A 20549-nucleotide genomic window follows, 5' to 3' on the forward strand; every position below is an offset into this window, starting at 1 on the left:
AGAAGCGGAATTGTAAGGGAGTTTTACGCCCCATGCAACCCCTTTGAAACATTTTGACCCCGCTGATATCCAGACCTCAGCCAGAGCCAGAGCCAGCCGACCAACGGTCGGCTCTACGAAAAAGGCGACCCCGTTGCCGGAGCCGCCTGATTCGCCCACTGCCTCCGGCTTGCACCGGAGCTATATGGTAGCGGGGGCAGGATTTGAACCTGCGACCTTCGGGTTATGAGCCCGACGAGCTGCCAGACTGCTCCACCCCGCAACAGAAGCGGATGAATTGGCGTACCGACCAACGGTGGGTACCTACACAACGATCTTCTGGCAAAACCGCCGCATCAACAACTCAGGAAACGAATATTACACGAATTGCGCAGTTTTGTATCGTTTTTTACGCAAGATGTGCAAAAGCCTGCTGGCACCACACCATGATCGGGTTCCAGGCCAGGCCCAGCGCCAGCAGCGCCAAGGCATTCACGCCCAGCACCACGCCCAGCACGCGATCGTTGTTGGCCGGCAACGGCTCGCCCACCGGCTCATCGAAGTACATCACCTTGATGACGCGCAGGTAATAGAAGCAACCGACCACCGCGCACAGCACGCCCACGATCGCCAACCACAGCATGTCGCCCTGCACCGCCGCGTTGAGCACGGCCAGCTTGGTCCAGAAGCCCAGGAACGGCGGGATACCCGCCATCGACGCCATGATGCACAGCACCAGGCCGGCCATCCACGGGTTGCGCGCGTTCAAGCCCTTGAAGTCTTCGATCTTCTCGGCTTCAAAGCCATTGCGCGACAGCGCGATGATCGCGCCGAAGCCGGCGGTCGACATGATCGCGTAGCTCAGCGCATAGAACAGTGCCGCCGCGTAGCCCTTCTCGCCGCCGCCGGCGATGCCCAGCAGCAGGAAGCCGATATGCGACACCGTCGAATAGGCCAGCATGCGCTTCAGGTTGGTCTGCGTGATCGCCATCAGGTTGCCGACCACCAGCGACAACGCCGCCAGGCCACCAATCAGGTACTTCCACTCCGGCGACAGCGGGCCCACGCCCACTTCCAGCAGGCGGTAGGCCATGCCGAATGCCGCCAGCTTCGGTGCCGAGCTGATGAACAGCGCGATCGGCGCGGGCGCGCCCTGGTAGACGTCCGGCAGCCACATGTGGAACGGCGCCGCGCCCAGCTTGAAGGCCACGCCGGCAATCATGAACACCGCGCCGGTCAGCAGCAGGGTCTTCTCTTCGGAGTGCGGAATCGCCGCATGGATCGCATCCAGGTGCAGCGAGCCGGTGGCGCCGTAGATCAGCGACATGCCGTACAGCAGCAGGCCCGAGGCCAGCGAACCGAGCACGATGTACTTCATCGCCGCTTCGGAGGCCAGGCCGTTGTCGCGGTTGCTGGCCACCAGCGCGTAGGAACACAGCGCCAGCAGTTCCAGGCCCAGGTAGACCATCAGCAGGCTGCCGGCCGAGACCAGGATCATCATGCCGGCGGTGCCGAACAGGATCAGCACCGGGATCTCGCCCTGGTACAGCTTGCGCTCGCGCAGGTAGCTCCAGCCGTAGATCAGGGTCAGCCCGCTGCACAGCACGATCACGGTCTTCATCACGTCGGCGGCGGTGTCACGGACGAACATCCCGTGGAACACCTCCCCCTGCCCGCCCACACCGGTGGCGAGCATGAACAGCACGGCGGCCAGGGCGGCAACCGAGAGCACGTGGGTCCAGATCTTGTTCTTCTCACTGATGAAAAGATCAAGCATCAACAGGGCGAACGCACTGCCGATCAGCACCAGCTCGGGAGCGAGCGGCGGCAGGTCGGCGGCGGTCAGTGGCAACAGCGGCGAGGTGGTCATCATCAAATCCTGGAATCAATACTCACGACGGGCCGATTACAGCAGCTTGCTGGATGCGATCTGCATCACCAGCTTCGCGATCGAGGGCTCCATCAGGTCGGTCAGCGGCTTGGGGTACAGGCCCAGGGCGAGCGTGCCCACGGCAAATACACCCAGTACCAGCCACTCGCGACCGTTGATGTCCTTCAGTTCGGCGACATGGGCATTGGCCACCTCACCGAAGAACACGCGCTTGTACAGCCACAGCGTATAGGCCGCAGTGATCACCAGGGTGCTCGCCGCGCCCAGCGCCAGCGCCGGATGACGCTGGAAGCTGGCCATGATGATCATGAACTCACCGACGAAACCACTGGTACCCGGCAGGCCGGCGTTGGCCATGAAGAACAGCATGGCAAAGGTGGCAAACCACGGCATCACGTTGACCACGCCGCCGTAATCGGCGATCCGACGGCTGTGCATGCGGTCGTACAGCACGCCGACGCAGGAGAACATCGCGCCGGACACGAAACCATGCGAGATCATCTGCACCATCGCCCCCTGCAGGCCCAGGCGGGCTGCGTCCGGGGTCATGGCGTCACGCACCAGGAACATGGCGATGAAGGTGCCCAGGGTGACAAAGCCCATGTGCGCGATCGACGAATAGGCGATCAGCTTCTTCATGTCGTCCTGGACCAGCGCGACCAGGCCGACGTAGATCACTGCGATCAGCGACAGCGCGATCACCAGCCAAGCCCATTCGTGCGAGGCGTCCGGGACGATCGGCAGGTTGAAGCGCAGGAAGCCGTAGCCACCGATCTTCAGCGCGATGGCGGCCAGGATCACCGAACCGGCGGTCGGCGCTTCCACGTGCGCATCCGGCAGCCAGGTATGGACCGGGAACATCGGCACCTTGACCGCGAAGGCGATCAGGAACGCGAAGAATATCCAGGTCTGTTCCTTGCCCGACAGCTGCAGCGCATACAGGTCGGCCAGCTGGAAGCTGCCGCCCTTCATGTACAGGTAGATCAGCGCCACCAGCATCAGCACCGAGCCGAGGAAGGTGTACAGGAAGAACTTCAGCGCGGCGTAGATGCGGCGCGGGCCGCCCCAGACACCGATGATCAGGAACATCGGGATCAGCATCGCTTCGAAGAACACGTAGAACAGCATCGCGTCGGTGGCAGCGAAGATACCGACGGTGACGCCTTCCAGGACCAGGAACGCCGCGACGTATTGGTTGACGCGCTTGTCGATCGCGCTCCAGGCGCCGATCAGGGCCAATACCGAGACCAGCGTGGTCAGCAGGATCAGCGCGATCGCGATGCCGTCGACACCGAGGTTGTAGCCGATGTCGAAGGAAGGGATCCAGGCGCGGGTCTCGACGAACTGCAGTGCGTCGTTCCCCACGTCGTAGTCGCTGAGCAGCGACAGGCTGGCCACGAAGGTCAGCACCGCGACGCCCAGCGACGCCCAGCGGGCGGTTTGGGCATCACGGATGGCAAGGATCAAGGCACCGCCGAGGATCGGCAGCCAGATGAGAACACTAAGTAGGGGCCAGTTCGACACGTCTTCTTATTCCGTACAGGTCATCAACGCAGGTAATGCATCAGGACGCCCAGGAGGGCAATCAGGCCGATGATCATCGCGAAGGCGTAGTGATAGAGGAAACCGGATTGGGTGCGACGCAGCAGGTTGGCCGCCAGATCGATCAGGCGAGCCGAACCGTTGACCACCACACCATCGACGATGTTCGTGTCGATCGCGCGCGAAACCTTGCCCAGCTTGATGCCGCCACCGGCGAAACCACCGATCCACAGCTTGTCGAAGCCATACTTGTTCTCCAGCACCGATACCAGCGGCGCGAAGGTCTTGCGGGCCTTGCCCGCCAGCTCCGGCTTCCACAGGTAGAACAGCACCGCCAGCAGGAAGCCCGCCACGGTCAGGAAGAAGGCCGGGGCCATCATGCCATGCAGGGCGAACGCGATCGGACCGTGGAACTCTTCGGCCAGCGCGCCGATGGTGTCGCGCGCCGGGTCGTAGAAGTCGACGACGCCGGTGAAGAACGAATGCACCTGGCCCGGGATCGCCGCCTCGGCGTGGTGCCCGGCCCAGTCGGTGCCGTACAACATCGGACCGATGCCGAAGAAGCCGATCACCACCGAGGGGATCGCCAGCAGGATCAACGGCAGCGTCACCACCCACGGGGTTTCGTGCGGCTCATGCGGGCCATGGCCGTGGTCGTCATGCTGCCCGCCGTCATCGTGCGTGGTGCCGTGGTGCGCATCGGCAGCGTGCGCGCCGGCAACCGGAGCGTCGGCGTGGTGATCGTCGTGGCCGTGGCCATGCCCGTCATCGTGCGCGTCGCGGAAACGTTCCTTGCCATGGAAGGTCAGGAACAGCAGGCGGAAGCTGTAGAAGCTGGTCACGATCACCCCGCCCAGCACCGCCCAGTAACCGTAGGTGGCCACCCAGCTGTTGGACACGTGTGCATGGTGCTGCGCCGCTTCGATGATGGTGTCCTTGGAGTAGAAGCCGGAGAAGAACGGCGTTCCCACCAGGGCCAGCGTACCGATCCACATGGTGACGAAGGTGATCGGCATGTATTTGCGCAGGCCGCCCATCTTGCGCATGTCCTGCTCATGGTGCATCGCGATGATGACCGAGCCGGCCCCCAGGAACAGCAGCGCCTTGAAGAAGGCGTGGGTCATCAGGTGGAACACGGCGGCCGAATAGGCCGACACCCCCAGCGCCACGGTCATGTAACCCAGCTGGGACAGCGTGGAGTACGCGACGACACGCTTGATGTCGTTCTGCACGATGCCGATCAGGCCGGTGAAGAACGCGGTGGTGGCACCGATGAACAGCACGAAGTTCAGCGCGGTCTGCGACAGCTCGAACAGCGGCGACATGCGGGTGACCATGAAGATGCCCGCGGTGACCATGGTCGCGGCGTGGATCAGTGCCGAGATCGGGGTCGGGCCTTCCATCGAGTCCGGCAGCCACACGTGCAGCGGGACCTGGGCGGACTTGCCCATGGCGCCGATGAACAGGCAGATGCAGATGATGGTGGCCATCGACCAGATCACCGGCTCGCTCAGCACGTTGAAGGAGCTGCCGAACAGGCTGATCGAACCGGACCAGACCTGCAGCTGCGCTTCGGGGTGGGCCAGGATCGGCGCGTTGGCGAACACGGTGCCGTAGTCGAGGCTGCCGAACACCCACATCACCCCGGCGATGCCGAGGATGAAGCCGAAGTCGCCGACGCGGTTGACCAGGAACGCCTTCATGTTGGCGAAGATCGCGGTCGGGCGCTTGAACCAGAAACCGATCAGCAGGTAGGACACCAGGCCCACCGCTTCCCAGCCGAAGAACAGCTGCAGGAAGTTGTTGCTCATCACCAGGGTGAGCATGGAGAAGGTAAACAGCGAGATGTAGCTGAAGAACCGCTGGTAGCCCGGGTCATCCTGCATGTAGCCGATGGTGTACACGTGCACCAGGAACGACACGAAGGTGACCACGACCATCATCATCGCGGTCAGCTTGTCGATCATGAAGCCGACGTGCGCCGAGTAGCGGCCGACTTCGAAGAACGTATAGATGTTCTCGTTGTACGGCTGGGCACCGCCCCACAGCAGCATGTACAGCACATAGCTGGACAGCACGCAGCTGACGGCGACGCCGAGGATGGTGACCGTCTGCGCACCGATGCGCCCGACCTGGCGACCGAACAGGCCGGCGATGATGCTGCCGAACAGCGGTGCGAGCACCACTGCGATCAACAGACTCTTGGAGAGAGTAATTTCCATCTACGGATCAGCCCTTCAGCGAATCGACTTCGCCGACATTGATGGTGCGGCGATTACGGAACAGGGTTACCAGGATCGCGAGGCCGATCGCGGCCTCGGCCGCGGCCACGGTCAGGATGAAGAAGACGAACAGCTGTCCGGCCGTGTCACCCAGTTCACGCGAAAACCCGACGAAATTGATATTGACCGACAGCAGCATCAACTCGACCGACATCAGCAGCACGATGATGTTCTTGCGGTTGAGGAAGATGCCGGCAAGGCTGATGCAGAACAGCAGCGCGCCCAGTGCCAACAGATGGCCGAGGGTGATCATGGCGTTGCCTCCTCGTCGCTGGACGGCTTCTTGGTAAGGGTGTGCACCAGCGGCTTTTCCACGTCCATCTTGACCACGCGCAGGCGGTCGTGCGCCTTGACCCGGACCTGCTCGGACGGGTTCTGGGTCTTCAGGCCGGTACGCCGGCGCAGGGTCAGCATGACCGCGGCAACCACGGCCACGGTCAGGATGACGGCGGCGAACTCGAACGGCAGCAGGTATTCGGTGAACAGGCTACGTGCCAGCCAGGTGATGTTGGAGCTGTCGGCGGCCAGTGCGGCGGCGTTGTCGACCGGGAACGGATTGACCGCCCTGCCCTTCACCCCGATCAGCACCAGCATCTGCACCAGCATGGTGACGGCCACCACCAGCCCGATCGGCAGGTAACGTACCCAGCCCTCGCGCAGGTTGGAGGCATCGATGTCCAGCATCATCACCACGAACAGGAACAGCACCATGACCGCGCCGACGTAGACCAGCACCAGGGCCACGCCGAGGAACTCGGCCCCGACCAGGATCCAGATGCAGGCCACGGAGAAGAAGGTCAGGATCAGGTTCAACACGGCATAGACCGGATTGCGCACACTGATCACCGCGGCGGCGGAAATGCCCGCCACGATGGCGAAGACCCAGAAACTGATATTTACCCAATCCATCATGCGACCTCAGCGGAAAGCGGCGTCGGCGGCGCGGCGCTCGGCGATTTCGGCTTCAAGCCGATCACCGAGGGCCAGCAGCTGCGGCTTGGTAACGATGTTCTCGCCACGATTCTCGAAGTGGTACTCGAGGATGTGGGTTTCGACAATCGAGTCCACCGGGCAGCTTTCTTCACAGAAGCCGCAGAAGATGCACTTGAACAGATCGATGTCGTAGCGGGTGGTCCGGCGGCTGCCGTCCTCGCGCTTGGCCGAGTCGATGGTGATCGCCAGCGCCGGGCACACCGCTTCGCACAATTTGCATGCGATGCAGCGTTCCTCGCCATTGGGATAGCGGCGAAGCGCGTGCAGGCCGCGGAAACGCGGCGACTGCGGGAACTTCTCCATCGGGTACATCAAGGTGTACTTCGGCTTGAACGCGTACTTCAGGGTCAGCCACAGACCGCCCAGCAGCTCAAGCAGGAGCAGGCTTTTGAAGTAATGGGTAATTCGATTCATCACTTAGACGCCCTTCTGGATCACGCCGTAGAACACCATCACCGCCGTCAGCGCAATCCAGAGGATGGTGAGGGGGATGAAGACCTTCCAGCCCAGACGCATGATCTGGTCATAACGGAAGCGCGGGAAGCTGGCACGGAACCAGATGTAGGCGCTGGCGAAGAAGAACACCTTCATCAGCAGCCACGGCCAACCGCCCTTCCAGATCCAGTCGATCCACGGCGAGATGTCCGCCGTGATCCAACCCTGGATCGGGCTCAGCCAGCCGCCGAGGAAGAAGATCGCGATCAGGAAGCTGATCAGGATCATGTTGGCGTACTCGGCCAGGAAGAACAGCGCGAATGCACCGCCGGAGTATTCGACCATGTGGCCGGCGACGATTTCCGATTCGCCTTCCACCACGTCGAACGGCGCGCGGTTGGTTTCGGCAACGCCGGACACCCAGTACACGATGAACAGCGGGAACAGCGGAATCAGGAACCAGTCGAAGAAGCCCGAGTTGCCGGCCTGGGCCAGCACGATGTTGCTCAGGTTGAGGCTGCCCGAGGCGATCATCACGCCGACCAGGGCAAAGCCCATGGCGATTTCGTAGCTGATCATCTGCGCCGAGGCGCGCATCGCACCGAGGAAGGCGTACTTCGAGTTGGATGCCCAGCCGGCCAGGATGATGCCGTACACGCCCAGCGAGGTCATCGCCAGCAGGTACAGCAGGCCGGCATTGGCGTTGGAGAGCACGATCCTGGCGTCGAAGGGCACCACCGACCAGGCCGCGAAGGCCGGGCCCAGGGTGATCAGCGGCGCCAGGATGAACATCGCCTTGTGCGAGCTCGCCGGCTGGATGATCTCCTTGAACAGCAGCTTGAAGACGTCGGCGAAGGCCTGGAAGATGCCCATGCCCACGTACATGGGACCGTGGCGGACATGCATCCAGCCGATCAGCTTGCGCTCCCAGACCACGTAGAAGGCCACCGAGATGATCACCGGCATGGCGATCACCAGGATCTTCAGGATGATCCACAACAGCGCACCGATCTCGCCCAGCGACAGCAGCCACTGGTGCAGCGGGTCGACCGCGTTCAACAGCAATTCGTTCATGCGGCCACCACCGTTACACGAGCGGCACCCAGCGGCGCGGTTGCGCCGTGGCCCGATTCAATCCAGACCGCACCCGCGGCGACGCGGGCGTCGACCACCACCGGCAGGGTGGCGCGACCGGCATCGGTGCCGACCTTGGCCATCTGGCCTTCGACCAGCTGCAGGCGGGCGGCGTCATCGGCGTTGAGTACGATGCGCGGCGCGTTGTTGAGCGGATGCGACTGCAGCGCGGCGGCGCGGCGGACCACGGCGTCGGTGCGGTAGATCGCCGCGGTCGAGGCCACTTCCAGGCCCTCGCCGGTCACTGGCGTTGCCGCCGAAGCGGATACGGCCACGGTCACCGGGACCAGGCTGGCGCGCAGGCCGGCCAGGTCGGTGAACTCGAAACCGGCTAGCGACAGCTCGCCGCCGAGTGCACGCAGGACGCGCCAGCCTTCACGCGCCTCGCCCGGCAGCTTGCCGCCGGCACGCGCCGACTGCTCGCGACCATCGAGGTTGGTCAGGGTGGCGTCGATTTCCGGCAGCGCACCGATCGGCAGGATCACATCGGCCAGGTCGCGGGTGGAGGCACAGGCGTACTGGCTGAAAGCCACCACCTGGGCACCGGCCAGCGCCTTGCGGGCCGCGTCGGCATCAGCGAAGTCCAGGCCCGGCTCGATGCCGTACAGGACGTAAGCCTTGCGCGGCTGGGCCAGCATGGCAGCGGCATCCTTGCCGGCCGGCAGCACGCCAGCGCGGGACAGGCCCACGGCATTGGCGCCCTGCGGGATGCGGCACAGCTTGGCACCGGTGGCGGCGGCGAAATCACGCGCAGCGGCACGGATCGCGGCAGCCTGCGGGTGGTTTTCGGCGATGGCACCGACGATCAGCACCGCGTTGCCGGTTACCGCAGCGCGCAGCTCGGCATTGCCCAGCGCTTCGACGAACCGGGACGGCGCGACGATCTGCTTGCCGGCCAGCGAGAAGGCGAAGTCGAAATCGACCGGGTTGATCGCGTGGATCTTCGCGTTGCGCGTGGTCTGCGCCTTGCGCAGGCGGGCATGCAGCAACGGCAGCTCGTGGCGGATGTTGCTGCCGAGCACGACGATGCTGTCAGCCGCTTCGATCTCGGCCAGCGACAGCCCGAAGGTTTCGGCGGTGGCGGCATCGGAGAAGTCGCGGTTGTGGATGCGGTGGTCGATGTTGCTACTGCCCAGGCCGGCGGCGAGACGGGCCAGCAGTGCGCCCTCCTCGTTGGAGGCCGACGGGTGCACCAGCACGCCGAGGTCGTCGCCCGGGTGGGCGGCGACGATGTCCTTGGCCGCGGCCAGGCCTTCGGCCCAGCTCACTTCCTTCCACTCGCCATTGACCTTGCGCAGCGGCTTGACCGCACGGTCTTCGCTGTACAGGCCCTGGTGCGAGTAACGGTCACGGTCGGACAGCCAGCATTCGTTGACCAGTTCGTTGTCGCGCGGCACCGTGCGCAGCACTTCGCCGCGACGCACATGCAGGAACAGGTTCGAGCCCATCGCGTCGTGGTAACCCAACGATTCGCGCGCGGTCAGTTCCCACGGACGGGCGCGGAACTGGAACACCTTGTTGGTCAGCGCGCCGACCGGGCACACGTCCACCACGTTGCCGGACAGCTCGGTGGTCAGCGGCTTGCCGTCGTAGGTGCCGATCTGCAGGTTTTCACCGCGATACATGCCGCCCAGTTCGTAGGTACCGGCCACGTCGGCGGTGAAGCGCACGCACCGGGTGCACTGGATGCAACGGGTCATCTCGGTGGCCACCAGCGGCCCCATGTCCTCGTCGACGACCACGCGCTTGCGCTCGTTGAAACGGCTGACCGAACGGCCATAGCCCAGCGAGACGTCCTGCAGTTCGCACTCGCCGCCCTGATCGCAGATCGGGCAATCCAGCGGGTGGTTGATCAGCAGGAATTCCATCACCGAGCGCTGGAACTTCAGCGCCTTTTCACTGCGAGTGGCGACCTTCATGCCGTCCATCACCGGGGTGGCACAGGCTGGCGCTGGCTTCGGCGACTTTTCCACGTCGACCAGGCACATGCGGCAGTTGGCCGCGATCGGCAGCTTCTCGTGGTAGCAGAAGCGCGGGATCGGAATGCCGGCCTTGTCGGCGGCCTGGATGATCATCGAGCCCTTGGGCACGACCAGGGACTGGCCGTCGATCTCGACGGTCACATGCCCTTCCGGCACGATCGCCGGGGTCACGCCGGGGTTGTTGGGTTGCGCGCTCATGCAGCGGCTGCCTCCACCTTCTTGCCGTCAACCATCGAATGACCGTTGACGATGTAGTACTCGAATTCGTCCCAGAACTGGCGCAGGAAACCCTGGATGGGCCATGCCGCCGCTTCACCGAACGCGCAGATGGTGTGGCCTTCGATCTGGCCGGCCACTGCCTTCAATTGATGCAGGTCTTCCATCGTGGCCTTGCCGGCGACGATGCGCTCCAGCACACGGTGCATCCAGCCGGTGCCTTCACGGCACGGGGTGCACTGACCGCAGGATTCCTTGTGGAAGAACTGCGAGATACGGCAGGCGAACTTGACGCAGCACACGCTGTCATCGAGCACCACGATGGCGCCAGACCCCAGCCCGGTGCCCAGGGCACGCAGGGTGTCGTAGTCCATCTGCAGGCCCTTGAGCTCTTCAGCCTTCAGCACCGGCATCGACACCCCGCCCGGGACAGCGCCCTTGAGGGTGCGGCCCGGCTTGAGGCCACCGGCCATTTCCAGCAGCGCGTCGAAGGTGGTACCCAGCGGCACCTCGAAGTTGCCGCCCTGCTGAACACAGCCGGACACCGAGAAGATCTTCGGACCGCCGTTCTTGGTCAGCGACAGACCGGCAAACCACTCCGGCCCGTTGCGGATGATCGCCGGCACCGAGGCATAAGTCTCGGTGTTGTTGATCGTCGACGGCTTGCCGTACAGGCCGAAGTTGGCCGGGAACGGCGGCTTGTAACGCGGCTGGCCCTTCTTGCCTTCCAGCGATTCCATCAATGCGGTTTCTTCGCCGCAGATGTAGGCGCCGGCGCCCAGGGCACCGTAGATGTCGATGTCGACACCGCTGCCCATGATGTCCTTGCCCAGCCAGCCGTTGGCATACGCATCGGCCAGGGCCTGTTCGAAGTTCTCGAAGGGCTCGTGGTGGAATTCGCCACGCAGGTAGTTGTAGCCCACGGTCGAGCCGGTGGCGTAGCAGGCGATCGCCATGCCTTCCACCACCGAATGCGGGTTGTAACGCAGGATGTCACGGTCCTTGCAGGTTCCCGGCTCGGATTCATCCGAGTTGCACAGGATGTACTTCTGCATGCTGCCCTTGGGCATGAAGGACCACTTCAGGCCGGTCGGGAAACCCGCGCCGCCACGGCCGCGCAGGTTGGACTGCTTGACCATCTCGATGACCTGTTCGGGCGAGATCTTCTCTTCGATGATCTTGCGCAGGGCGGCATAGCCACCGGTCTTGAGATAGCTTTCGTACGACCACGGAGTGTCGTAATGCAGGGTGGTGTAGACCACCTGGTGCGGCAGGGGTGCAGGACCGACCGGACCGCTGGGTGCGTGATGATGTGCCATGTCTTACTCCAACCCGTCCAGCAGCTCGTCGACTTTCTCGACGGTCAGGCGCTCGTGGTAATGGCCATTGATGACCATCATCGGCGCACCGGCGCACCCGGCCAGGCATTCTTCTTCGCGCTTGAGGTAGACGCGGCCGTCGGCGGTGGACTGTCCGGTCTTGCAGCCGAGTTTCTTCTCGGCATGCGCAACCAGGTCCTCGGCGCCGTTCAACCAGCAACTGATGTTGGTGCAGAAGGCGACGTTGTGGCGGCCGACCTTCTCCAGTTCGAACATCGAGTAGAAGCTGGCGACCTCGTAGGCCCATACCGGCGGCAGGTCCAGGTACTTGGCGACGCCGGCGATCAACTCGTCGGTCAGCCAGCCAGCATTCTGTTCCTGCGCGGCGTGCAGGCCCTGCAGCACGGCCGAACGCTTGCGATCGGGCGGGAACTTGGCCAGCCAGTGATCGATGTGCGCACGGGTCTTGTCATTCAAGACCACCATCGGGTCGACGTCGCGCGCCGCCTCGAAATTACCTGTCGCCTTCATCGGCCGACCTCAGCGAATACGAAATCGTTAAAAACCAGAACCTGCAGCGCCGGCAGCAGCCGGCAGGTGTCAGGCATCGTGCATGCGGATGCGATCACCGGTCGACCTCACCGAACACCAGGTCGTAGGTGCCGATCATGGCCACCACGTCGGCGAGCATGTGCCCGCGCACGACCGAGTCGATCGAGGACAGATGGGCAAAGCCCGGCGCGCGCAGGTGCACGCGGAACGGCTTGTTGGCACCATCGGACATCAGGTAGCAGCCGAACTCGCCCTTGGGCGCTTCGACCGCGGCGTAGGTTTCGCCGACGGGAACGCAATAGCCTTCACTGAACAGCTTGAAGTGATGGATCAGCGCTTCCATGTCGTCCTTCATGTCCTCGCGGCTGGGCGGGGCGACCTTGAAGTTCTTGACCATGACCAGGCCGGGGTTGGCGCGCAGCCAGGTGATGCACTGCTTGATGATGCGGTTGGATTCGCGCATCTCGGCAACACGGACCAGGTAACGGTCGTAGCAGTCGCCTTCCTTGCCCAGCGGAATGTCGAAATCGACGGCATCGTACTTGGCATACGGCTGCTTCTTGCGCAGGTCCCAGGCAACGCCCGAGCCGCGCAGCATCACTCCGGTCATGCCCCAGGCGTGGGCGTGCTCGGGACTGATCACGCCGATGCCGACGGTACGCTGCTTCCAGATGCGGTTGTCGGTGAGCAGGGTTTCGTACTCGTCGACGCGACCCGGGAATTCGTTGGTGAAATTCTCAAGGAAATCCAGCAGCGACCCTTCGCGCGAGGCGTTGAGGTTCTTCAGCGCCTTGCCCTTGTGCCAGCGCGATTCCTGGTACTTCGGCATGCGGTCCGGCAGGTCGCGGTAGACGCCGCCCGGACGGTAGTACGCCGCGTGCATGCGTGCGCCGGAGACCGCTTCATAGCAGTCCATCAGCTCTTCGCGCTCACGGAAGGCGTACAGCATGACCGCCATCGCGCCCAGATCGAGCGCGTTGGAGCCCAGCCACATCAGGTGATTCAGGATGCGGGTGATTTCGTCGAACATGGTGCGGATGTACTGGGCACGCTCGGGCGCTTCGATTCCCATCAGGGTTTCGATCGCGCGCACGTAGGCGTGCTCGTTGCACATCATCGACACGTAATCCAAGCGGTCCATGTAACCGATCGACTGGTTGAACGGCTTGGACTCGGCCAGCTTTTCGGTACCGCGGTGCAGCAGGCCCACGTGCGGGTCGGCACGCATGATGGTTTCGCCGTCCATTTCCAGGATCAGGCGCAGCACGCCGTGCGCGGCCGGATGCTGGGGACCGAAATTCATCGTGTAATTGCGGATTTCCTGGCGCAGTTCCGCCGGGTTGCTCGCAAAGGCCTGGTGGGCCTGCGGCTCACGCTTGCTCAGATCAGCACTCACTTTACTGCCTCCGTCTGCGCGCTTTCGCCGGCAGCGGTCTGGAAACGGGCATCGTCACGGATGACGCGCGGCACGCCGACACGCGGCTCCACCGAGGTCACCGGCTCGTAGATCACGCGCTTCTTCTCTTCGTCGTAGCGCACTTCGACGTTGCCGATCAGCGGGAAATCCTTGCGGAACGGATGGCCGACGAAACCGTAGTCGGTCAGGATCCGGCGCAGGTCCGGATGGCCTTCGAAGATCACGCCGAACAGGTCGAATGCTTCGCGCTCGAACCAGTTCAGGCCGGGCCAGATGTCGGTCAGCGATGCGACCACCGGCAGTCCCTCGTTCGGCGCAAAGCAACGGATGCGCAGGGTGAGGTTGTGCTGGTAGGAACGCAGCTGGGCGACCACGGCAAAACGCTGCAACGGGATCGGCTGCGGCTGGGCGCCGTCGCTGGTTTCGCGGGTGGGGAATTCACCCCAGGCGAAACGACCGACCGAGCTGCCCTCGACACCACGGCTGAAGCCCTGGGACGACACGTCGGCCGTATCCCATTCGTCGCTGCCGTAGCCGAGGTAGTCCAGGCCGCACAGGTCGACGGACTGTTCGAAACCGAATTCATCGCGAAGCGCCAGGGCCGTCGCATGCCAGTCAGCAGCGGGCACTTCCAGCGTCACTTCGCCGCGGGGTTCGACCACGAAGACCTGCGCACCAGCAAAACGTGCGGAGAGTCGGTCGATGAAGGAAGGTGCTTGCTCTGCCATGGGGGCTTGGCGTGCTCTAGTCAGGAGGGAGGTCAGCGGGCGATGGTCTGCGTACGCCAGATCTTCTTCTGCAGTTGCAGGATCCCGTACACCAGCGCTTCGGCGGTTGGCGGGCAGCCCGGGACATAGATGTCCACCGGCACCACGCGGTCACAGCCACGTACCACTGCATAGGAGTAGTGGTAGTAGCCGCCACCGTTGGCGCAGCTGCCCATGGAGATGACCCACTTGGGGTCCGGCATCTGGTCATAGACCTTGCGCAGCGCCGGGGCCATCTTGTTGACCAGGGTACCGGCCACGATCATCACGTCGGACTGACGCGGCGACGGGCGGAACACCACGCCGTAGCGGTCAAGATCCAGACGCGCGGCGCCGGCATGCATCATTTCCACCGCGCAGCAGGCCAGACCAAAGGTCATCGGCCACATCGAACCGGTACGTGCCCAGTTCAACAGGGCATCGACACTGGTGGTGACGTAGCCTTTTTCCAGCAGCGGGTTGTCGCCCTCGGGGCGCAGGATGTCGTCCACCCGCCCTTCCGGGACCGGGTTGTTCATCAGGCCGTCGAGCGTCTGAATTACTCCCATTCCAGCGCTCCCTTCTTCCAGACGTAAATGAAACCGAGGAAAAGCATGCCCACGAACAGGCCCATCGTGACCAGCGAACGTGCGCCCAGTTCCATGAAGACCTGGGTCCACGGCACGATGAAGATGATTTCCAAGTCAAATACGATGAACTGGATCGCGATCAGGTAATAGCGCACATCGAACTTCATGCGCGCATCTTCAAACGCTTCGAATCCGCATTCGTACGGCGAGAGCTTTTTCAGATCAGGACGTCGCGGACCGAGGAATCGGCCAACCAGCATCAGCGCAACGCCGATACCGGTGGCAACGATCAGAAACAGCAGAGACGGCAAATATTCGGCCAGCACAGCGATTCTCTCTTGCCTCTGCCGCGACGCCTGCAGGCGTGTTGGCATGGGGGAGTGGACGGATATCGTTATCCTGACGCTTTGCGCGCCAGGGCGAACCCGCTTACAAACAAAATGGTGCCCAAGAGGGGACTCGAACCCCTACGACCTAAGTCGCTACCACCTCAAGGTAGTGCGTCTACCAATTCCGCCACCTGGGCTTACGATCGCATTGGGTGTTTCCCAATGCGCCGCATATTGTAACCGTCTTCAGCGAGTCTGGGAGCCTTCCGAAGGCTTTTCTTCACCAGATGTCGGCGTTTCCGCCTGAGCCGGCACAGTGGCCTGCGGAACCGGCTGCTGGGCAGCGGCTTCCGGGGCCTTGGGCACGGCAGGGAGCTCACCGGCCGGGGCGGCCGGAACGGTACTGGCCGGCACCGACATCAGGCCAAGGTCCTGCTGGGTAGCCGGACGCGAGCCATGGCTGGCGTACCAGGCCATGAAGAGGCTGATGCCGAAGAACACCACGGCCAGCCACTTGGTCGACTTGGACAGGAAGTTGGATGCGCCACGCGCACCGAACACCGTGCCCGAAGCGCCGGCACCGAAACCCGACCCTGCGGCCGCGCCGGAACCGCGCTGCATCAGGATGAGCGCGATCATGGCAACCGCCACCAGCACGTAGACCACATTGAGGATCAACATCAGCATTTCGAACCCGTCCTCGGACATATCGTGCCGGCCACGGGCCGGCAACATTACTAATTAGCGCCCGGCCGCCGCATCAACGATGGCCAGGAAGTCCGCGGCTACCAACGAGGCGCCGCCCACCAGCCCACCATCGACATCGGGCTGCGCGAACAGTTCCCCAGCGTTGTCGGGCTTCACGCTGCCGCCATACAGGATCGGCAACGAATCGGCGATTCTAGCATCCAGCTTGGCCACTTCGCCACGGATGAACGCATGGACCTGCTGGGCCTGCTCCTTGGAGGCGGTGCGGCCGGTACCGATCGCCCAGACCGGCTCGTAGGCGACCACGGCATGCTGGAAGCCCGCCGGGCCCACCAGGTCAAGCACGGGGGCGAGCTGGCCGGCGATGACCTGCTCGGTCTGCCCGGCCTCACGCTGCTCGAGGGTTTCACCGACACACAGGACCGGGACGAGGCCGGCATGCAGGGCGGCAGCGAACTTGCGCGCAACCAGCTCACTGCTTTCGTTGTGGTATTGGCGACGTTCGGAGTGGCCGACCAGGCCATAGCGGGCGCCGACTTCGGCCAGCATGGCGGCGGACACCTCGCCGGTGTAGGCACCCTTCTCGTTGGAGCTGACGTCCTGGGAGCCGAAGGCGACAGGGCGGCCTTCAAAGGCTTCGACCAGTTCCCCCAGGTACGGCAAGGGCGGCAGGATCACCACGTCGACGCCATCGTGCGGGAGGCTGGCGACGAGGTCGCTGACCAGGTCGGTGGCGAATTGGCGGCTGCCGTGCAGTTTCCAGTTACCGGCGACGATCTTGCGACGCATGGCGAGGCTCCTTTTGGTATCAGCCGGCCATGATAACGGATGCAACGAAAGGACGTTGCCGCGAAAACGCTTACATTTCAAATGGATATTGTTTTTCGTGGGATGAAAGGCCGGTTGTCGGGTGATATCGGCCGGGCTGGGGCAGATGGGTTGGCGGGACACGCTGCAAGTACGTCCATGTAAGCTCGTGAGCGCCATCCATGGCGCCCAACGGTCCCGCCAACCCACCCGCCCCAGCCCCTGACAGTTGGCCGTTTCGCATGGGAGGGCGGTGGAGCGTGCCGACCAACGGTCGGCACCTACCAAGCCCTCACCCTCACCCTCCTCACCCTCACCTCCTCCCAGTACGGACCCACCCCGCAGGCCCGTAGCGTTTGTAAGGCACGCTCCGCAGTCGGATCCGGTCACGGCAATCTGTGAGGGCGGGCGCTGCCATGCCCCGCCGGGACCGTGTACGGCATGGATGCCGTACACGAGCCCCCAGGGATGGGTTCACGGCGTGTCCCGGCGGGGCATGGCAGCGCCCGCCCACCCGCCGCAAACCGAACAGCCAGGCCGTTGCCGTTGCCGTTGCCGTCAAATAGAAAAAGGCCGCCTTTCGGCGGCCTCAGCAGTGCATGCCGACCAACGGTCGGCATCTACTTCAATTTGATTTCACGCAGGCGCTCTTCCAGGAAACCGTGCGCGGTGATCGGCTCGGGGTAGCGGCTGGGGTTTTCCGGGGTGATGCAGGTCGGCAACACATCGATCAGGAAATCCGGATTGGGGTGCAGGAAGAATGGCACCGAGTAACGCGGTTGGCGCGCCTGCTCGCCCGGGGGATTGACCACCCGATGGATCGTCGACGGGTACACGTGGTTGGTCAGGCGCTGCAGCATGTCGCCGATGTTCACCACGATGGTGTCCGCGTCCGAGGTGAACGGCACCCACTTGCCCTCGTGCGACTGCACCTCCAGGCCCGCCGCGCTGGCGCCCACCAGCAGCGTGATGAAATTGATGTCGCCATGCGCGCCGGCACGCACGTTGGGGATGTTCTCGGCAGTGATCGGCGGGTAGTGGATCGGGCGCAGGATCGAATTGCCGTTATTGGTCTTGTCGGCGAAGAAATGCTCGGGCAGGCCGATGTGCAGGGCCAATGCCGACAGCACCCGCGAGCCCAGGTTGTCCAGCGCCTGGTACAGCGCGTAGCCGCGCTCACGGAAGCCTGCGACCTCGGCCGGCCACAGGTTCGGGGCCATCACGTCACGGTAGACCGAGTCGTCCGGGATCTCCCGGCCGATATGCCAGAATTCCTTCAGATCGAAGTGCTGCGAGCCCTTGGCGGTTTCCACGCCGAACTGGGTGTAGCCGCGGGCGCCACCACTGCCGGGCACGTGGTACTGGCGCTTGGTCGCCTCCGGCAACGCAAAGAACGCCTTGAACACCTCGTAGGCCGCATCGATGTCCGCCTGCGGGATGCCGTGGTTGCGGATGCCCGCGAACCCCCACTCGCGGTAGGCCGCGCCCAGCTCTGCGACGAACGCCTCGCGGTCGCTGTCGAAACGGGTGATGTCGAGGGTTGGGATCTGGCTCACAGCGGTTCCTGGCTTGTTCGATAGGGTCGAAGGCCACCTCGGTGGCCAGCCTGAACATTGTGCCAGATCCGACCAACGGCACTGCCGACACATTGATACAAACCGATACAATGCGCCGCGCCCGGCTCCAGCCCCGGGACAACCGACGCAGCCGCTGCCACGTCTTCCCTCCCCTCCTGCGCCGCCGATCCGCTACATGGACGCTTCCTTGCCCGCTCCTACCCCCTCCCCGTCCACGCGCTGGCAGCGCCTGGCCTGGCTGAGCCTGTTCACCGCCATCAATGCACTGGTGGCGATCGCGATCGCGCTGGGCAACACCCCCCTCGGCGACAACGCCGGCGGCGCGGTGGGCCTGGGCTACCTGGCCGTCGCCCTGCCCGGTCACTTCCTGGCCTTCGGCGCACTGGTGTCGCTGTTGCCCCTGCTGCTGGGCCTGGCCGCGCGCTCATCGCGCCCGCTGCTGGGCAGCGCCGTAGGGCTGCAGGGGCTGTGGCTGTGCCTGCTGCTGGTGGATGCCAAGGTGTTCGCCCTGTACCGCTTCCACCTCAATGCCATGGTGCTCAACATGGTGCTTGGCGGCGCCTTGCAGGACCAGGTGGCGCTGTCGTGGCAGACCTGGCTGCAGTCGGCGGCCGTCCTGTTCAGCGTTGCGCTGGCCGAAGTGGCGCTGGCCTGGGCCTGCTGGCGGCTGGTGCCGGCGACAGCGCGGCGACGACCGCTGCTGCTGGCATGGGCGACCGGGCTGGCGCTGATGGCCTGCGGCCAGGCCGCCACGGCCTATTACGATGCGCGCGGCGACCGCGCCGTGACCAGCCAATGGGCCTACCTGCCCTGGGCACAGCCGATCACCGCCAAACGCCACATGCATCGGCTGGGCGTGCGCAGTCTGCCCCAGGCCAGCCTGCCCGATCCGCGCCACAGCCAACTGCAGTACCCGCTGCAACCGCTGCGCTGCCAGAGCAACGTGCAGCCCAATGTACTGGTGGTGGTGATGGAATCGCTGCGCCATGACGCCCTGGAGGCGACGACCATGCCGCACCTGTCGGCACTGGCCGCCCAGTCGGAGGTGTTCACCAGCCACTACAGCAGCGGCAATGCCACCCGGTACGGATTGTTCGGCCTGCTGTACGGCCTGCCCGGTGGCTACTGGCAAAGCATGCTCAGCGAACAGCGCGGCTCGCAGCTGTTCGACGTGCTCAGGCAACAGGGCTATGCCCTGCATCTGTATGGCAGCGCGCCGCTGTACAGCCCGGAGTTCGACCGGACCGTGTTCGCCCAGGTGCGCGACCAGTTGCACACCGCGCCCTCTGCCCTGCCGGTGGCGGCTCGCGACCGCCACATCATCGAGGCATTGGGCGCGGATATCGCACGCCCGGGCAACGGTCATTGGTTCGGGTTCGCGTTCCTGGACAGCACCCACGCGCCCTTCCACCTGCCGCCGGACTATCCGCCGCTGGCCACGCCGATGGCCGACAGCATCGATTTCCTGGCACTGGACAACGACTACCTGCCGATTCCGGAGCGCAACCGCTACCGCACCGCCGTGCACTACGCCGACGCCCTGTTGGGCGACCTGCTGCAGACGCTGCGCGACAGCGGCCAGGCCGACAACACCCTCGTGCTGGTCACCGGCGACCACGCCGAGGAGTTCAACGACCTGGGCCTGAATTATTGGGGCCACAACGGCAATTTCTCCGATCACCAGGTACGCGTGCCCTTCGTGCTGCACTGGCCCGGGCGCCCTCCGGCACTGCGCACAGACACCACCAGCCATGAAGACTGGGTACCCACGTTGATGCGCCATGGCCTGGGGTGCGAGAACGCCTTGAGCGACTTCAGCACCGGCCGCGACCTGTTCGAGCCGATCCCGGCCGACCGGCCGCTGCTGCTGGAGAGCTGGTCCCAGCGCGGCATCCGCCATGGCGAACACACCTACGTCTTCGACAAGTTCGGCAACGCCACCACGCTCGATCGCCACTACCTGCCGGTGGCCGACCAGCAACCCGACCCCGCCGCCGTGCGCGCGGCATGGGCGGCACTCACTCATTTCCGTCGCCCCTGAACCGGCCGC

Annotated in this window: 18 protein-coding genes and 2 tRNA genes; 1 reads left to right on the forward strand and 19 read right to left on the reverse strand. The window is 64.2% G+C overall.

Translation table 11 applies throughout. The annotated features are described in order from the left end of the window. Window positions 1–185 precede the first annotated feature (185 nt). The 19 genes from AC3IR9_RS14525 to AC3IR9_RS14615 all read right to left on the reverse strand — a co-directional run bounded on the left by AC3IR9_RS14525 (window position 186) and on the right by AC3IR9_RS14615 (window position 18478). Window positions 186–262: transfer RNA gene (locus tag AC3IR9_RS14525), tRNA-Met, on the reverse strand. 126 nt (window positions 263–388) lie between these two features. After that, window positions 389–1849 carry an NADH-quinone oxidoreductase subunit NuoN gene (gene nuoN / locus AC3IR9_RS14530; protein WP_489291512.1) on the reverse strand — a complete coding sequence of 487 codons (1461 nt, stop codon included), beginning with the start codon at window positions 1847–1849 and terminating at the stop codon, window positions 389–391. Window positions 1850–1885: 36 nt separating this feature from the next. Next, window positions 1886–3394 carry an NADH-quinone oxidoreductase subunit M gene (locus AC3IR9_RS14535; RefSeq protein WP_489291514.1) on the reverse strand — a complete coding sequence of 503 codons (1509 nt, stop codon included), beginning with the start codon at window positions 3392–3394 and terminating at the stop codon, window positions 1886–1888. A gap of 23 nt (window positions 3395–3417) precedes the next feature. Then, on the reverse strand, window positions 3418–5634 hold the full coding sequence (gene nuoL, locus AC3IR9_RS14540; protein ID WP_489291516.1) for an NADH-quinone oxidoreductase subunit L: 2217 nt from the start codon (window positions 5632–5634) through the stop codon (window positions 3418–3420). A 7-nt stretch (window positions 5635–5641) separates the two neighbouring features. Beyond that, complete coding sequence (gene nuoK / locus AC3IR9_RS14545; RefSeq protein WP_489291518.1) at window positions 5642–5947, reverse strand: NADH-quinone oxidoreductase subunit NuoK; 306 nt, start codon at window positions 5945–5947, stop codon at window positions 5642–5644. Beyond that, window positions 5944–6606, reverse strand: a complete 663-nt coding sequence (locus AC3IR9_RS14550) for an NADH-quinone oxidoreductase subunit J (protein ID WP_489291520.1) — start codon at window positions 6604–6606, stop codon at window positions 5944–5946. The genes nuoK and AC3IR9_RS14550 overlap by 4 nt, the downstream gene beginning before the upstream one ends. A 6-nt stretch (window positions 6607–6612) precedes the next feature. Further along, window positions 6613–7101, reverse strand: coding sequence for an NADH-quinone oxidoreductase subunit NuoI (nuoI, locus tag AC3IR9_RS14555; RefSeq protein WP_489291522.1), 489 nt, complete (start codon window positions 7099–7101; stop codon window positions 6613–6615). Between the two features lie 3 nt (window positions 7102–7104). Beyond that, window positions 7105–8196 carry an NADH-quinone oxidoreductase subunit NuoH gene (nuoH, locus tag AC3IR9_RS14560; RefSeq protein ID WP_489291523.1) on the reverse strand — a complete coding sequence of 364 codons (1092 nt, stop codon included), beginning with the start codon at window positions 8194–8196 and terminating at the stop codon, window positions 7105–7107. Continuing rightward, complete coding sequence (gene nuoG, locus AC3IR9_RS14565) at window positions 8193–10436, reverse strand: NADH-quinone oxidoreductase subunit NuoG (protein WP_489291525.1); 2244 nt, start codon at window positions 10434–10436, stop codon at window positions 8193–8195. Before nuoG ends, nuoH begins: the two co-directional genes overlap by 4 nt. Next, complete coding sequence (gene nuoF / locus AC3IR9_RS14570) at window positions 10433–11773, reverse strand: NADH-quinone oxidoreductase subunit NuoF (RefSeq protein ID WP_489291527.1); 1341 nt, start codon at window positions 11771–11773, stop codon at window positions 10433–10435. Before nuoF ends, nuoG begins: the two co-directional genes overlap by 4 nt. A 3-nt stretch (window positions 11774–11776) precedes the next feature. After that, complete coding sequence (gene nuoE / locus AC3IR9_RS14575; RefSeq protein WP_038687236.1) at window positions 11777–12304, reverse strand: NADH-quinone oxidoreductase subunit NuoE; 528 nt, start codon at window positions 12302–12304, stop codon at window positions 11777–11779. Window positions 12305–12398: 94 nt separating this feature from the next. Next, entirely contained in the window at window positions 12399–13628 is a 1230-nt protein-coding gene (locus tag AC3IR9_RS14580; RefSeq protein ID WP_489295842.1) for an NADH-quinone oxidoreductase subunit D, read from the reverse strand. A gap of 89 nt (window positions 13629–13717) precedes the next feature. Further along, the gene (locus AC3IR9_RS14585) at window positions 13718–14470 is read right to left on the reverse strand and encodes an NADH-quinone oxidoreductase subunit C (RefSeq protein WP_489291530.1); all 753 of its coding nucleotides are present in this window, start codon (window positions 14468–14470) and stop codon (window positions 13718–13720) included. 32 nt (window positions 14471–14502) lie between these two features. After that, entirely contained in the window at window positions 14503–15057 is a 555-nt protein-coding gene (locus AC3IR9_RS14590; protein WP_019182677.1) for a NuoB/complex I 20 kDa subunit family protein, read from the reverse strand. Continuing rightward, window positions 15048–15404: an NADH-quinone oxidoreductase subunit A gene (locus AC3IR9_RS14595; protein WP_026069699.1), complete on the reverse strand. Its 357-nt coding sequence runs from the start codon at window positions 15402–15404 to the stop codon at window positions 15048–15050. Before AC3IR9_RS14595 ends, AC3IR9_RS14590 begins: the two co-directional genes overlap by 10 nt. 115 nt (window positions 15405–15519) lie before the next feature. Further along, window positions 15520–15604, reverse strand: a tRNA-Leu gene (locus tag AC3IR9_RS14600). Window positions 15605–15653: 49 nt separating this feature from the next. Next, a complete protein-coding gene (gene secG, locus AC3IR9_RS14605; protein WP_489291532.1) occupies window positions 15654–16094 on the reverse strand; it encodes a preprotein translocase subunit SecG in 441 nt (146 codons plus the stop codon). Window positions 16095–16148: 54 nt separating this feature from the next. Then, a complete protein-coding gene (gene tpiA / locus AC3IR9_RS14610) occupies window positions 16149–16904 on the reverse strand; it encodes a triose-phosphate isomerase (RefSeq protein ID WP_489291534.1) in 756 nt (251 codons plus the stop codon). A 638-nt stretch (window positions 16905–17542) separates the two neighbouring features. Further along, a complete protein-coding gene (locus tag AC3IR9_RS14615) occupies window positions 17543–18478 on the reverse strand; it encodes an isopenicillin N synthase family dioxygenase (RefSeq protein ID WP_489291536.1) in 936 nt (311 codons plus the stop codon). Between the two features lie 196 nt (window positions 18479–18674). Between AC3IR9_RS14615 and AC3IR9_RS14620 the strand changes: the two genes are divergently transcribed. Next, window positions 18675–20540, forward strand: coding sequence for a DUF3413 domain-containing protein (locus AC3IR9_RS14620; RefSeq protein WP_489291538.1), 1866 nt, complete (start codon window positions 18675–18677; stop codon window positions 20538–20540). The last annotated feature ends 9 nt before the right edge of the window (window positions 20541–20549 follow it).

This window comes from Stenotrophomonas sp. GL_101 (assembly GCF_057835675.1).

What these genes read in the sequence shown, in the direction of transcription:
- AC3IR9_RS14550 (WP_489291520.1), bottom strand. Translation starts at nt 6,606, where the DNA reads ATGATGGATTGGGTAAATATCAGTTTCTGGGTCTTCGCCATCGTGGCG.
- AC3IR9_RS14590 (WP_019182677.1), bottom strand. Translation starts at nt 15,057, where the DNA reads ATGGGAGTAATTCAGACGCTCGACGGCCTGATGAACAACCCGGTCCCG.
- nuoH (WP_489291523.1), bottom strand. Translation starts at nt 8,196, where the DNA reads ATGAACGAATTGCTGTTGAACGCGGTCGACCCGCTGCACCAGTGGCTG.
- nuoE (WP_038687236.1), bottom strand. Translation starts at nt 12,304, where the DNA reads ATGAAGGCGACAGGTAATTTCGAGGCGGCGCGCGACGTCGACCCGATG.
- tpiA (WP_489291534.1), bottom strand. Translation starts at nt 16,904, where the DNA reads ATGCGTCGCAAGATCGTCGCCGGTAACTGGAAACTGCACGGCAGCCGC.
- nuoN (WP_489291512.1), bottom strand. Translation starts at nt 1,849, where the DNA reads ATGACCACCTCGCCGCTGTTGCCACTGACCGCCGCCGACCTGCCGCCG.
- nuoI (WP_489291522.1), bottom strand. Translation starts at nt 7,101, where the DNA reads ATGAATCGAATTACCCATTACTTCAAAAGCCTGCTCCTGCTTGAGCTG.
- AC3IR9_RS14585 (WP_489291530.1), bottom strand. Translation starts at nt 14,470, where the DNA reads ATGGCAGAGCAAGCACCTTCCTTCATCGACCGACTCTCCGCACGTTTT.
- AC3IR9_RS14620 (WP_489291538.1), top strand. Translation starts at nt 18,675, where the DNA reads ATGGACGCTTCCTTGCCCGCTCCTACCCCCTCCCCGTCCACGCGCTGG.
- secG (WP_489291532.1), bottom strand. Translation starts at nt 16,094, where the DNA reads ATGCTGATGTTGATCCTCAATGTGGTCTACGTGCTGGTGGCGGTTGCC.
- AC3IR9_RS14580 (WP_489295842.1), bottom strand. Translation starts at nt 13,628, where the DNA reads ATGAATTTCGGTCCCCAGCATCCGGCCGCGCACGGCGTGCTGCGCCTG.
- nuoK (WP_489291518.1), bottom strand. Translation starts at nt 5,947, where the DNA reads ATGATCACCCTCGGCCATCTGTTGGCACTGGGCGCGCTGCTGTTCTGC.
- nuoF (WP_489291527.1), bottom strand. Translation starts at nt 11,773, where the DNA reads ATGGCACATCATCACGCACCCAGCGGTCCGGTCGGTCCTGCACCCCTG.
- nuoL (WP_489291516.1), bottom strand. Translation starts at nt 5,634, where the DNA reads ATGGAAATTACTCTCTCCAAGAGTCTGTTGATCGCAGTGGTGCTCGCA.
- nuoG (WP_489291525.1), bottom strand. Translation starts at nt 10,436, where the DNA reads ATGAGCGCGCAACCCAACAACCCCGGCGTGACCCCGGCGATCGTGCCG.